This window comes from Flagellimonas hymeniacidonis, assembly GCF_008040165.1.
Classification (GTDB): domain Bacteria; phylum Bacteroidota; class Bacteroidia; order Flavobacteriales; family Flavobacteriaceae; genus Flagellimonas; species Flagellimonas hymeniacidonis.
The window spans coordinates 1,663,984-1,678,516 of record NZ_VRUR01000002.1 but is presented as its reverse complement, the minus strand read 5'-3'; the positions used below and the strand labels follow the sequence as shown (position 1 = coordinate 1,678,516).

The following is a 14,533-nucleotide window of genomic DNA, read 5'->3' as shown; positions in this document are numbered from 1 at the left end:
AAGAGGGTAACGCGCTAAAGCGACGTTACGATATTTAAACCATTGATTTTCAATTAATTGAAAATATTTTAGTTATGGAGTTTAGGCTAAATTTGTGTCAAATGTCCTGAAAAGCCCTGAAAACATTGGTGAAATTTACAGTAACCCATTTTTATGATATAAACCGTTCAATGAATAAAATGCTGTCCTTCAGTTGATTATAAAAAAATTTGAAGTACTAATAAACTTTCCACTAGGGCAAATTTGCGTAAAATCCTCTGGGAACACCTAAAAACATTAATAAAATTTACAGTAATGGATGTAAAAAATAAAAGAAAAAGCACTTTTTCGGCCATAAGTATAAATCGGATTACAGCGGAGCGATTTCGGGCATATTCCAAGACCGTTTCAAGATCACATTCGGAGACTATCGATGCCATGATCGATTTTTTTGAAAAAGCTAGGATAGATCCAAAAAGTGAAGTGATGATCCGTTTTATCAAGTTCCAAAATTACTTGACAGGACGGTTTGATTATATAGAAGAAGTATTGCGTAGGATGGAGCGTGAGCAGCTAAAACCGACCCATGACATGCTTAAAAGCCTCTTCACTGGAATGTCATTAAAGAAAAAAGAGCAACCCTTACTCGTGGACGAAAAGAGCATGAGAATGACCAGAGAGGAATGGAATATGGAGGAGGGAAAAGTTTCTTTCGAAGAATATAATGAAGTTGTTGAGACTCTGGGTAGAGACCGAAGAGCCTTTTTTAAAATCCTTGATAAAATAAAAAAGGTAGAACCAACTTTTGGCAAGCCTTATTTTAAAGTGGAAATGGATTCAGCTGAATTGGAAAGCGTTAGACAAGAACTAGATAGAAAATAAAATTCAAGTTACCTTTTGCAATAGTAGAATGCGCCCTTTTTCGATTTTATTCAACGCTTATCTATCGGAACACTATAAAATCGAAACAGGATCCGTGCGCAAAGTTAGAGGTAAGGATTTGGGACATTTAATATTATAAATTCTCTTTCCACTATTTAAATTTCTACTCAATATGTTGCATCAATACTTTAACCTCCAAATACTTTTTGTTCGTCCTATAATTTTTCTCTTTGGCAAAATTTAAATGTATGACCTCTCCAAAGGTAGATTGATTCTCTATGGTGTAAATAGTTTTCAAAATAGGGCCAAAACCACCTCTCAAAACAAATTCGTAGGTAGTAACCGAATTGTTATCCGTCATCACTCTATGGGGCGGATTAAAATCCATGACCTTTAAATTGTTCTTGGCAGCTTCACTGTTTACAACACGTATTAGGTTATTTTCCATTGAGGTATTGTTCAAATTCAGTTTTTGGAGCAACGAGTCCAAATACTTTTCTTTTTTGGAGAGAAATACCAGTTGTTGCGGAATATCGTTGAACAACTGTTCTTCCACTTTTAAGGAGCGGTATTCTTTTCTTAAGGCCAATGTATTGGATATTGCGAATTTATAGCACATAAGCAACGTTAGTAACAAGAGTAACAGTAAGAGAACTACTTTATTTTTAAGGAGTTGTTGCACTGATCTTTATCTTAAAATTTGAGGTATTCTTGTTTTTATAATCGTAATCCATAGTTTCTACGGATTGTACCCATTCTAACCCTTCCAGATGTATCAACCAAGATGAAAAGTCTTCACTATTGATGCAATTTCCCATCACAAGGAGTTCATCTATATTCAATTCGATAGGTTTTAATGATTGTACAGGCTTTGTTAACGGTTGGTACTGTAATCCATCCAATAATATACTTTTGGGAATAGAAGCTCCCAATTCATCCAAGTAATAAGAAGTCCTTGAATTTGAAACCGATAGGACGGCATCCACTTTTCTTTCTTTTTCTGCAACTTTATCTGTTAGCGCCATGAGATTCTTTTTGTTCTCGTTTTCAAAGGCCAAGTTTTCTTTTGACAATTGGACTCCATCAAAATAAAAGTTGAAAAGGAAAAAATTTGAAAGTAAAAGCAACAATATAAAAACCAAAGATGAGTGCAGAAGTATACCAAATGTTCTGCTGTTGGCAAATTCGTTTTGTAAATTTTCGACAACGTCAACAAAGTTGGACGTGTCTTTGACGTTACGGGTCAAGAAGTCCAATATTTCAGAAAAAGCAAGAATTTCGGTATGCTTAACATTTAATCCATTGATGTCATATGATGATGAACTGCTCTTTTCTGTTGAAGCAGATAAATTGGTATCGGAAATATTGTTTAGAACAACCTTACCTCGGTTTGTGAGAATAAAATCGTTGTTCAAGTAGTTTGCAATACGACTTAACGAGCTAGCTCCCAGAGATAAACCACCAATTTTAAACTTCATTTCTTTTAATCGAACCAAGTACGTTTCCACATCTTGTTTTTTGACCACACTGATATAGGAAAGGTCGCCGAGATTTGAAATTTGGTAAAAGAAGTTTTCAAAATTCAAGCCTGGAAAAAGTTGTTCTACGGCCCCCTTATCCTCAAAATTGGGTTCAGCTCCTGTTTGTTTTGTTATTACACTGTCCGTATTATAAATAAGACAAATGGGAACTGAAGGTTTGGCAAAATCAACGAGCAATTGTAATTCTTCAAAACTTTGGCTGTTTGTAATGACTAGTTCCCCTTTCTTTTTAACTACTTCCAGAAGATGGAACTTAATATTGTTCCCTATTTGATAGACTTCCAATCCATAGAAGGCGTTCCCTTTGGTAAAATATGTCCTTACGATGTCCAGCACTAGTAGATAACTGTTGGTTTAATTAAAATGGTAAGCTTTTGTTTGCTATCCTCTCTTTTCCTTTTGCTAAATAGCCATTTGATCACTGGGATTCTTGCTAGAAAGGGAACACCGCTACCTGAGTCATTTTTTACTTTTTCTTCCAATCCCCCCAAAATAGCCAAATCTTGATTTTGCATTCTGATGATCGAACTAAATTCCCTTGAGGTAAGTCCTGGCGGGGCGTCTTCATCTATGCGCTCAGAGCTAAAGTCTGACTGTATTACATTAATATCCAAGGTTACTTGACCATTTCCGGAAACCAATGGCTTTATACTTACGGCAAGTTGTGCATCTATGGGTTGAAAATTTCGAACCTCAGAAGTAGTGGGTATCTGTGACCCAAAAAAATTCTGGCTTGTAACCACATAATAGGTAGTCTCCCCAATAGAAAGATTGGCACGGTGTCCGTTTAAGGTAGAAAGCTTGGGCGTCGATCTGATCTTTATGTTTCCGTTGGATTCCATCGCTTTGATAGTTGCAAAAAACTCTGGGACCACCCTACCAATATTAAAGGAGCCAAACCCATCAAAACCACCAATGATCTTATTGACAGTCTTAGCTCCCAGTGTCAAATCGGCTTCAGGAAATATACCTCCGGAGGTTTTTACAGGTTCATCGCCGATTCCCCAACTAATACCGGTCTCAATGGTAGCGGATTTTCTGACCTCGATCAACATAACTTCAATAAGTATTACCGGGACGGGCTTATCAATTTGCTTTATGAATTTTTTAAACCGGTTAATGTTCGCTGCAGGACCACTGATCAAGAAGCTGTTCAGCTCATAATCTATTTTTATGTCGAGGTCGGCAATGACATCATCTGGCAAAATATTAACTATGGCCTCGGCATTGGAAGCACGTTCGTTAAATGGACTGGCTTGAGTATTGATTCTTCTTGCATTGTTGGTATTTTGACCAAAGTTGCCCTGATTGTTACCAAACCCATTATTGTTATTTTGAAACCCATTGCCTAAATAATTGACTCCACCACCTACTGTTCTCCCGGCAGATCTACCAAAACCCCCGGACTGCATGGGGTCTCCCAGCAACTCCACCGAACGATGCATCATTTGCACAATTTCCAATTTTCTTACACTCAATTGGTCCGCTGTTCCAAAAAAATAGCGGTCGTTTTCTTTCTTAAATGTAAAACGGGAAGTATTGGTGCTTGGTGCCGGATTAAGAGCCGCTCTGTTTTGATTTCTATTTTGAGATTGACCAGTCGCGTATTGGGAAGAAGTATTATTGACTGGATTATCTGTGTAAGTTGCTTTGCTTTCAAATATTTTGGTCAACAATTCATCATAGTAAATTTGTTTTGCCTTAAAACTGACGTTTCCTGCCTCGGTCAAGGGAGTGGCAACATAAACATCCAAGTCCAGGTCCAAACTTATTTCTCTTACGATATCAGCAATGGGAACATTGTTAAAATCCACATTTAGCACCCTATTGATGGTGTCCAATACCTGATAATGGAAATTGTTATTACCAATTCCCCTATTTCCTGAATTTGGAGCACCAGGATTTGAAACATTTTGGTTGATCTGATCAAAAAGATAAAAACCATCCCTAGATTTTGAGTATTTTAAATTGTTGGTCTCAGCCAGTTTTTCCATCGCCACGTCAATGGGCACATCTTTAATATATAGGTTCAAAGGAATATTTTCCATTCCGCTGTTGTATAATAGATTCTGTCCCGAAACATCAATAATTTTCCGAAATGTTTTTTCGAGCATATCTCCATTTAAATCCATAGAAAGGAGATTGTTCAAAGCGTCAAAACCCACAGAAACTTCTTTTTCTGGAACGATTTCTGGAGGGGGTTGAAATTTTTGGATAGAAAGAATGTTACCTGTAAAGTTGATGTCCAAACTGTATTGTTTACAGAGGAACACCAGTAAATCAGCAACGGTGACATTTGAAAAATTATTTACAATATTAATGCCTTGCAGCCCAGGATCTATATTGATGTTTACTTTATGCACTTGGGATACCGCTAATAAAAAATTGGAAAGCGAGACACTGTTTACATTGATATCAAGTTTTAAATTCTCGGAAAGCCCTGGGTTATCCACGGAAAGGACTTCCAGATTGTTCTTTATATTCTGTATTCTGGTTTCTTCCTGTCCATAGGAGAAAAAAGAGAGCAACAAAAAAATCAACAATAGGTTCTTTTTCATCAAATCAATTGGTTAACAAAGGGTATATTTCTTCAATGGATGTTGCGCCCTCCTTTATCAATAAAAGCGCATTATCCTTAAGGCTACGTATATTATTTTCTTTCAAATAATCATTTATGTCCAATGCATTGTTTTTTATTAAAGGAGTTAGGGAACTGGTGATGGGTATTATTTCATAAATGGCCTTTCTTCCACTGTAACCAGTATGATGACATGTCTGACATCCCATTGGGGCATAATGGTGGGTAAGGTCTTTTGGTGGGTTGAAACCTTCTGGAAAAAGTTCAGATTTCACCTTATCTTTTTGTTTACAGTGCGAACATAACTGTCTTACTAAACGCTGTGCGACACTAATGTTCAAGGTACTGGCAATGAGAAATGGAGGAATGCCCATATCAATAAGTCTTGAAATGGTGGCCCAGGCCGAATTGGTATGTATTGTTGATAAAACCAAGTGCCCGGTCAAGGCAGCTCTAATGGCCATGTTCGCGGTCTTAACATCACGTATTTCCCCAACCATTATAATATCTGGATCTTGTCGTAAAAATGTCCGTAACGCACTGGCAAAGTCCAGCCCAATGTTTTCTTTTAACTGAACTTGATTCACTCCTTCCAATGTATATTCTATAGGATCCTCTATGGTCAGAATGTTGGTCTTGGAATCATTGAGCAATTTTAAGGTGGCATATAGGGTTGTAGTTTTACCTGAACCGGTAGGACCCGATATAAGGATGATTCCGTTGGGGATTTTAATCCCTTCTTTGTACCTACGAAGTTCAATTTCATTAAACCCTAGATCTACTAGGCTTACTGATTTTGTATCCTTGTTCAGAATACGTAGCACAATTTTTTCTCCAAACAATGTGGGTAGGGAAGAGACACGAATGTCAAATTCACTCCCGTTGGATTTCATGGTTATCCGTCCATCTTGTGGCAAACGTTTTTCTGCAATATCAAGATCTGCCCTAATCTTTATTTTATTGATTATGGTCGGGTATTCCTGAATGGGAATACTGAATTGCTCCACCAATTTTCCATCCAACCGAAACCTAACCCTACATAAAGTCTCATAAGGTTCAAAATGGATATCACTGCTACCGATAGTTTTGGCATCGACCAATATTTTTTCCAAAAAATCGGGAGTGTAATGCAATTCACTGTTTTGTACAGTTTGCGCTTTTCGATAATTGGCCGCCAAAAAATCCTGTAACTCATCAGTGGGCAGGGGTGCCAGCTCTAGGGCACAGTCCAAGACTATTCTGAGTTCAGAAAGCAAACTGTCAGGTGACGGGGCATCGGTCCAAAATATCAAAACATCATCTATTATTTCTTTTGGAACAATCCTATAAAAAAATGCCTGCTCCGCAGTAATTCGCTGTACCAAGCTCGGTGCTATAAGTAAATTCTTCTTTGTATCAATAGGCATATAGCGAAGGGGATTTGGAAATAAGATTGACTAAAACCACGAATACAAGAAAAAGGCCCATTAAGCCTGCCAACGGAACGGTATCAAGCCCTAACCGTTTGTTAAGCAATAAGAAAACCAATAATGAAAATATGACCGCGCTGGCGAAGAGAATTATAAATGTGACAGAGGGAAATCCCAACCCAAAGGCATAGAAAAAGAGAATATCCCCTAGGCCTAAACTATGGTCAAGGAATTTTTTCTTTAAAATGAACTTGGTGTATATAAAGAGTATTCCAATAATACTGGTGATGAGCACAGAATTGATAAGGATATAATGGGAGAAGAGGTTTAGCCCATCAATTTGTAGGAAATGTACAAGCCCAAATAAAACCATGGCAAATGGAAACAAGAACCAAAGAACTTTACGTTCCTTAAAATCCTGAAAGGCTATAAACCCAAGACACCCCATTAGCAATAGTTTTAAAGTAAAAATCAATCTTTTATTAGCTGTTTTGGATTACCATTTTCATCAACTTCCCACACATTGAAGATTCCATCCCCGTCAAAATCGGTGATGGCAGATGCCCTAGCTTTAAAAGTGGCATTGTCCGCACTAAGTATTTCATATATATAATTGGCCGTTCCATTTTCCTTTACGGTCCTTGGTGCCTCAAAGTCCAGTTCGCCCATCCCATTGGAATATTTGCTGTGCATATACCTGTAGGTGGTCTGGGCATTGTAAATAGCCTTTAATTGCACCTGTGCCTCAACACTCTTTGCCTTGGATATCAAGGGCATAAGGTTGGGAAGGGCCAATAAGAGCAGAATGCCTATAATGGCCAATACAATTAGGGTTTCTTGCAAATTAATCGCGTATAGCCTTTTCATATGGAAGTCACTGGACCATTTTTTGAATATACTTTTCATTGGATTATTGGTCAATAATGAATTGTTTGTTACTCACGTAAGTATAGAATTGCATCCTACTCGAAATGTAGTTTTTTTAATACAATATTCTATAGAATTTTCAATAAATTTTTAAAGATTAAAAAATCAGAAAAATTATCAACAACGAATAAATATTGTAAGCTTTTAATTTTCAGTTGTTTGAGAAAACTTTTAATACCCACTCTTATGTGAAGTTAACTTTCCTCAAAAAATGAAGTAAAATTCCTACTAATTATTTACTACTTTTCTATAGCCAAACATTCCTTTTAATCTAAATCAACCTAACATGAGAAGGGCAAGAATTTTTATTCCCTGCATTTGTGGAATTCTGTTTTCTATCACCAATGGATTAGCTCAAGAATTATATACGCACAGCAATGCGACCAACATAGGTGATGAGAATAATTCAACCACTGGTTGGACGGCGTATGGAGTAACCACAGTAACCACGATTTCAGAGACCGATGGTTCAAGTAATCATTCCATTGTCGTTACAGGAAATAGTGGAACTGGCTTTAATGCCGCGAGAACCACGATTACCGGACTTACCAATGGAGCTCAGTATAATGTAGTGATTCGTGCAAGAAATGATGCCGGTAATACAAGCAATGGATCCTTCTTTGCCTGGTTTGGGATACAAGAGAGCATTAATACATCAGTTATATCGAATGTCTATCAGGATTATACCTTCACGGTAACATCAGATGGAAATGATTTTGTGATTACTTCTTACGCGACTTTAGATAGCGGCCTGAATAACAAAATATATATAAGCAGTGTTTCTGTACAGCCAGTTAACCAACAGGGATCAATCCTTTATACTGAACCATCTGCTGCATCTAAAACAAACGAAAGTGCTGAAATAGGAGCGTCATGGAGTAATGATTATTGGCTCACGGTAGAATCTGCCGATGTTTATGCTGGGAATTATGCCTTAAAGGTAGGAGGCAAAAATGCAGGTGCATATGAACTTTCTGGGTTAACAATAAGTTCTATTCCAGGTGAAACCTACACTATAGAGGGCTATGTAAAAGTCAATACCATTAATACTCAAGGTATGGACTTCATTCATTTTACGAACATATCGGTGGACATAGGTACCAGTCCAACTACATCTTATGCGCCTTTTAAATTTACTGGTGAAGCTACTGGTTCAACGTTTATTCTTCAAGTATATGGAAGTAGTGGAACTCCTACAACAGATTATTTATTATTGGATGAACTGTCAATTTATCAAGGAACGGTTAACACATCAGACACCCAACCTCCAACAGCTCCAACCCTTTCAAGTACAGGACAATCAGATATTACAGCCGACCTTTCCTGGAGCGGTGCCACGGACAATGTTGGTGTTACCGGATATAAAATCTTTAAAGATAGCGCTCTAGAAGCCACCTTGGGCAATGTGATTACTTATCAAGCTACAGGTCTTACAGCAGATACCGTATACAATTTCACGGTAACTGCCTTGGATGCAGCGGGCAATGAAAGTGTTGTGAGCAATGCTGTGTCTGTAACAACCAATGGTTCGGGAGGAGGTTCTTCAGGAGGGGGAAGCTCGGTGTGGTCCGAGGCCAGTTCGGTGGCAAGCTATACCGGTGATGTTGCTGTTGGGACTGGAACTGTGCCCACTGGTTATAAAATGGCGATAGATGGCAAACTAATCACAGAAGAAGTAAAGGTGCAGCTATCTGGCAACTGGCCAGATTATGTGTTTGCCAAAAACTATAATCTGCCTTCCCTTGAAGAAGTTCAAAAGCATATCAAAGAAAAAGGACATCTGCCAAATATTCCATCAGCTAGAGAAACCGAAGCCAATGGTATTGACATCGGAGAAATGAACAGATTGCTGCTAGAGAAGATTGAGGAGCAGATGCTTTATATCATTGAATTGAAAAAGGAGATAAATCAATTGAAAAGAGAGAGTAATGAAAAAATTAAAAAAATAGAAGCAAAAGTTATAAATAAAGAAAACAAATCCTAGTATGAAAAATGTATTTTCAATATTCCCCATACTGATTCTATGTATATTACCATTTAAGTCAGTTGCACAAAACACATATACTTATCAGTTGATAGATGCTGCCAATAACAGTGTTTTAGTTCCTTCTTTCAACAATAATTTCACTTGGAATTTAAACGAAGCAAGTATCTTGAATGTAGCGTCTAATCTAACTACTAGCGGAATTGCATATCAGGTACGTTTTACTACCTCTGAGTATACTAAAACTGAGGGCGCAATCCCTTATGCTTACCGCGGCGATTCAAGCGGTGATTATGATTTAGCACATAGTTGGTCTCCAAGTGTAGGAGACCTATCATTCACAGTTGAATATTTGGATAGTAGTTTAAATGTATTCGCAGTTGATAATTTCACCATTACTTTTGTAAATACTACAACAGATTCTCAGGCTCCAACTGCTCCAACATTATCGAGTACGGCTCAAACGGACACTACCGTTGACCTTTCATGGAGTGAGGCCACAGACAATACAGGTGTTACGGGATATAAAATCTTTAAAGATGGCGCCCTCGAAGCCACCTTGGGCAATGTGAACACCCACCAAGTTACTGGTTTGACAGCAAGCACAGCCTACAGTTTTACGGCAACAGCCTTGGATGCTGCCACCAATGAAAGTGTCGTGAGTAACGCTGTGTCCGTAACAACTGATAGTTCGGGAGGAGGATCTTCTGGAGGTGGAAACTCGGTTTGGACAGAGACCAGCTCGGTGGCAAGTTATACTGGTGATGTTGCTGTTGGAACCAGTACTGTGCCCACTGGCTACAAAATGGCTATAGATGGCAAACTGATCACGGAAGAAGTAAAAGTACAGCTATCAGGCAACTGGCCAGATTATGTGTTTGCCAAAGATTATGAATTACCAACCCTTGAAGAAATCCAAAAATACATTAAAGAAAAAGGGCACCTTCCCGACATTCCCTCAGCCAAAGAAGTAGAAGAAAATGGAATCCAACTTGGGGAAATGAACCGGTTGCTTTTAGAAAAGATAGAGGAGTTGACACTTTATATTCTTCAACAACAAAGGGAAATAGAACAATTAAAACAAAAACAGTGAGAGTAATATTGATTATAGTGTTGGCGATGCCAATGATGGTATTCGCCCAAAACCCAACGAGTTTGGTGCCACAAAGTGCTAGAATTCCTGAATTGGTTACCTGGATCGATGCGGAAGAGCAGACTGGAGCGGATGGCTCACAGGTTACATCGGTCATAGACCAAGCAGGTGTTCTTTCAGGAATAGTGGTTGAGGGAACCGTGACCCTTAACATTACTGGGGATGGGAAAAAGGAGTTTGGTTTTTCTGGGTCTAACAGCGCCATCAACTTGGGTAAGCCTGCATCATTGAATTTTATCCCTGGAACAGATGAGTTTACGATTATGTCAACTTTTGGAGAAAATAATGGAACACAAGGGTTTTTAGTAGCAAAAGCTTCTTCTGGAAGTAATTCAAGTTATGGAATGGCAAGATTATCAGGGTCTCCTGGAAGTTACTCATCAACTATTGGCTCAACAATAGAAACTTTTGCACAACAATCTATGTTTGATGAAGATGAGGTTTGGACTTTAGTAGTAACAACAACGCAGCAATCTTTATATGTTAATGGCTTGCTTCAAAGTTCTGATAATATTGGAACATCAACTGTAGATCTTGATGTTTTGATAGGTGCTAGGAGGGATGCATCGAATAACACAGGAACTGGATTTGAATTTGATGGAACGATAAAGAACATAGGATTCTTTAATAAAGCTTTATCCTCATCCGAGATACAGGCCATCTATAATGATCTGACGAATCCGTCAGGAGATACCCAACCTCCAACAGCACCTACACTGGCAAGTACAGGACAATCAGAAACAACGGCCGACCTTTCTTGGAGCGGAGCAACTGACAATATTGGTGTTACGGGATATAAAATATTTAAGGACGGCGCTCTCGAAGCCACTTTGGGCAATGTGAGTGCACATCAAGTTACAGGGCTTACAGCAGATACCGCATACAATTTTACGGCAACGGCCTTGGATGGGGCAGGTAATGAAAGTGCAGTAAGCAATACTGTGCCCATAACAACCAATAGTTCAGGGGGAGGTTCCTCAGGTGGCTCAGTTTGGTCCGAGGCCAACTCCGTGGCAAGTTATACAGGAGATGTGGCTGTTGGGACTAACTCTGTGCCTAATGGTTATAAAATGGCCATAGATGGTAAGCTGATTACGGAAGAAGTAAAGGTGCAGTTATCTGGAAACTGGCCAGATTATGTGTTTGCTAAGGATTATGACTTGCCTTCCCTTGAAGAAATCCAAAAACATATCAAAGAAAAAGGACATCTGCCCAACATACCATCGGCCAAAGAAGTAGAACAAAATGGATTTGAACTTGGGGAAATGAACCGGTTGCTTATAGAAAAGATAGAGGAGTTGACCTTGTACATTCTACAATTGGAGCAGAAAAATCAAACTATTGAAAAACGGCTAAATAAGATAGAAAACAAATAAAGCAGAAAAGATGAAAAAAATTATAACCCTATTATTTTTAGGATTCGCCCTCATTTCACATTCGCAAACTAGTTTAGTACCCCCTAGTGCTAGGATACCGGAATTGAAGGCATGGATAGATGCTGAGGAACAGACAGGAGTGGACGGCTCACTTGTTACCACTATAACAGACCAAGCTCAGATTATTTCTGGAATTACATTGGAAGGGTCTATCACTTTGAATATTCGCAATGACGGTAAAAAAGAGTTCAGTTTTGCTGGTTCCAGCAATGCAATCAACTTGGGCCAACCTAGTGCACTAAACTTTGTTCCGGGTACTGATGAGTTTACCATTATGGGTTTTATGGGAACCGGTGTTCCAAGTCAAGGCGTTTTGGTTGCCAAAGGTGATGATGATTGGCAATATGGGATTGATATTACCAGCAGTAAGTTCTGGACTGATATTGGCAACGCAAACTCATCGGCACGCTTTTTTGATTTAAGCAGCGGACTTGTAGATGAAAACATACACTTTGTCCTTGTGGTCAAAACAACAGAATCTCTTCTATACATAAATGGTCAACTCATTGAAACTAGAAATAGTAATAGCATTGGAACTTTTACGGATAGTATTGACATTTTAATTGGAGCACATCGAAGTTCTGGAAACTCTGGATTTAACTGGGAATATTCAGACCATATTAGAAACATAGGAATATTCAGCAAAGCACTTTCATCATCCGAGATACAGGCCATCTATAATGATCTGACGAATCCGTCAGGAGATACCCAACCTCCAACAGCTCCAACTCTTTCAAGCACTAGCCAGACCGAAACCATAGCCGACCTTTCCTGGAGCGGTGCCACGGACAATATTGGCGTTACAGGATATAAAATCTTTAAAGACGGCGCTCTCGAAGCCACCTTGAGCAATGTGAATACCTACCAAGTTACTGGTCTTGTGGCCAGCACAGCTTATAATTTTACGGCAACTGCCTTGGATGCAGCGGGCAATGAAAGCGTTGTGAGCAATGCCGTGTCCATAACTACCAATAGTTCGGGAGGAGGTTCTTCAGGAGGGGGAAGCTCGGTTTGGTCAGAGGCCGGTTCGGTGGCAAGCTATACCGGTGATATTGCTGTAGGAACCAGTACTGTGCCCACTGGCTATAAAATGGCGATAGATGGCAAACTGATTACAGAAGAAGTCAAAGTGCAGTTATCAGGAAACTGGCCTGATTACGTCTTTGCCGAAGATTATAACCTGCCTTCCCTTGAAGAAATCCAAAAACATATCAAAGAAAAAGGACATCTGCCCAACATACCATCGGCCAAAGAAGTGGAAGAAAATGGAATCCAACTTGGGGAAATGAACCGGTTGCTTTTAGAAAAGATAGAGGAGTTGACATTATACCTGTTAGAATTAAAAAAAGAAAACCAAAATCAACAAAAAGAGATAGAACAATTAAAACTTAAGTAATGAGAAAAACTATTATGCACTTTTTGGCAATACTTGGAACAATAAGCATATATGCACAAGAACTTCATACCCCTAGCAATGCTGTGAGTGTAAACAACGAAAGCAATTCCGTTACTGGATGGACTGGAGGATCCACAATGACTGCAGATACTACTGACCCCTATCATGGAACTTATGCCATGAAGATTGTTTCTACCTCTACAAATACCCAAAACCGGAGGGCCGAGTATAGTTTTACTGCAACCAATGGGGAAACTTATGATATAAGTGTTTGGGCAAAGGTAGGGTCCCAAGCTAATGATCCCGCCTTTGCGGTTTGGGATGGTCTCTCTGGTTTTTCCACCACCTTAATAAGTAGTACTGCTTGGACAGAATATACTTTTACCGTGACTGCAACTTCGTCGGCTCCGGTAATAAGAGTTTTTACAGGGTCAGGGTCAGGTTCGACTGGAGATGAGATCTTTATTGACAGAGTCTCTATTATCCCTCAAAGTTCAACAGATACCCAATCTCCAACTGCTCCAACTCTTTCAAGCACGGGACAATCAGATACCACAGCCGACTTTTCATGGAGCGGAGCAACTGACAATATTGGCGTTACGGGATATAAAATATTTAAAGATGGAGTTCTAGAAGCCACCTTGGGTAATGTGAACACCTATCAAGCTACCGGACTTACTGCGAGCACCGCATACAACTTTACCGTAACCGCTCTTGATGCTGCCAACAATGAAAGTGTCGTGAGTAACGCTGTGTCCGTAACAACCAATAGTTCTGGTGGTGGTTCTTCTGGAGGAGGAAGCTCGGTTTGGTCCGAATCTAGCTCGGTGGCAAGTTATACCGGTGATGTTGCTGTAGGAACCAGTACTGTTCCCAATGGCTACAGAATGGCCATAGATGGCAAACTTATTACAGAAGAGGTAAAAGTGCAATTATCTGGCAACTGGCCAGATTATGTCTTTGCCAAAGATTACGATTTGTCATCCCTTGAAGATGTCCAAAAACATATTAAGGAAAAAGGACACTTGCCCAATATTCCATCTGCTAAGGAAGCAGAAGCTAATGGCATTGAGATTGGAGAAATGAACAGATTGCTGATAGAGAAGATTGAGGAGTTGACCTTATATATTCTTGAGCAAGAAGAAAGAATAACAAAGTTGGAGTCACTTCAACAAAGCCCTCCTTCTAAAAAAGTAATAAGTGGATTTTAATTTAATAAGTAGAAAACAACCCTTTTAAAAAATATAA

At 39.1% G+C, this 14,533-nt stretch carries 12 protein-coding genes; 6 read left to right on the top strand and 6 right to left on the bottom strand.

Going from position 1 to position 14,533, the window contains the following annotated elements; genetic code table 11:
- Window positions 1-294 precede the first annotated feature (294 nt).
- Window positions 295-861, top strand: a complete 567-nt coding sequence (locus FVB32_RS16445) for a BfmA/BtgA family mobilization protein (protein WP_147744918.1) — start codon at window positions 295-297, stop codon at window positions 859-861.
- Between the two features lie 163 nt (window positions 862-1,024).
- Here the strand turns inward: FVB32_RS16445 and FVB32_RS16440 are convergent, their stop codons facing one another.
- From FVB32_RS16440 to FVB32_RS16415, 6 genes are read right to left on the bottom strand one after another with little or no spacing between them, the layout of a single operon-like run.
- Window positions 1,025-1,480 carry a hypothetical protein gene (locus FVB32_RS16440; protein ID WP_147744917.1) on the bottom strand — a complete coding sequence of 152 codons (456 nt, stop codon included), beginning with the start codon at window positions 1,478-1,480 and terminating at the stop codon, window positions 1,025-1,027.
- 46 nt (window positions 1,481-1,526) lie between these two features.
- Window positions 1,527-2,738, bottom strand: a complete 1,212-nt coding sequence (locus tag FVB32_RS16435) for a hypothetical protein (protein WP_147744916.1) — start codon at window positions 2,736-2,738, stop codon at window positions 1,527-1,529.
- Entirely contained in the window at window positions 2,738-4,960 is a 2,223-nt protein-coding gene (locus tag FVB32_RS16430; RefSeq protein ID WP_147744915.1) for a type II secretion system protein GspD, read from the bottom strand. The genes FVB32_RS16435 and FVB32_RS16430 overlap by 1 nt, the downstream gene beginning before the upstream one ends.
- A gap of 4 nt (window positions 4,961-4,964) precedes the next feature.
- Complete coding sequence (locus FVB32_RS16425; RefSeq protein ID WP_147744914.1) at window positions 4,965-6,386, bottom strand: GspE/PulE family protein; 1,422 nt, start codon at window positions 6,384-6,386, stop codon at window positions 4,965-4,967.
- Window positions 6,376-6,837, bottom strand: a complete 462-nt coding sequence (locus tag FVB32_RS16420) for a hypothetical protein (RefSeq protein ID WP_147744913.1) — start codon at window positions 6,835-6,837, stop codon at window positions 6,376-6,378. Before FVB32_RS16420 ends, FVB32_RS16425 begins: the two co-directional genes overlap by 11 nt.
- Before the next feature lie 23 nt (window positions 6,838-6,860).
- Entirely contained in the window at window positions 6,861-7,295 is a 435-nt protein-coding gene (locus FVB32_RS16415; RefSeq protein WP_246139904.1) for a general secretion pathway protein GspG, read from the bottom strand.
- Between the two features lie 307 nt (window positions 7,296-7,602).
- On the opposite strand from FVB32_RS16415, the gene FVB32_RS16410 reads away from it, so the two are divergent.
- From FVB32_RS16410 to FVB32_RS16390, 5 genes are read left to right on the top strand one after another with little or no spacing between them, the layout of a single operon-like run.
- Window positions 7,603-9,300: a hypothetical protein gene (locus FVB32_RS16410; protein WP_147744912.1), complete on the top strand. Its 1,698-nt coding sequence runs from the start codon at window positions 7,603-7,605 to the stop codon at window positions 9,298-9,300.
- A gap of 1 nt (window position 9,301) precedes the next feature.
- A complete protein-coding gene (locus tag FVB32_RS16405; protein ID WP_147744911.1) occupies window positions 9,302-10,393 on the top strand; it encodes a fibronectin type III domain-containing protein in 1,092 nt (363 codons plus the stop codon).
- Window positions 10,390-11,829 carry a fibronectin type III domain-containing protein gene (locus tag FVB32_RS16400; protein WP_147744910.1) on the top strand — a complete coding sequence of 480 codons (1,440 nt, stop codon included), beginning with the start codon at window positions 10,390-10,392 and terminating at the stop codon, window positions 11,827-11,829. The genes FVB32_RS16405 and FVB32_RS16400 overlap by 4 nt, the downstream gene beginning before the upstream one ends.
- 10 nt (window positions 11,830-11,839) lie before the next feature.
- Window positions 11,840-13,285, top strand: coding sequence for a fibronectin type III domain-containing protein (locus tag FVB32_RS16395; protein WP_147744909.1), 1,446 nt, complete (start codon window positions 11,840-11,842; stop codon window positions 13,283-13,285).
- The gene (locus FVB32_RS16390) at window positions 13,285-14,496 is read left to right on the top strand and encodes a fibronectin type III domain-containing protein (protein WP_147744908.1); all 1,212 of its coding nucleotides are present in this window, start codon (window positions 13,285-13,287) and stop codon (window positions 14,494-14,496) included. The genes FVB32_RS16395 and FVB32_RS16390 overlap by 1 nt, the downstream gene beginning before the upstream one ends.
- Window positions 14,497-14,533 lie beyond the last annotated feature (37 nt).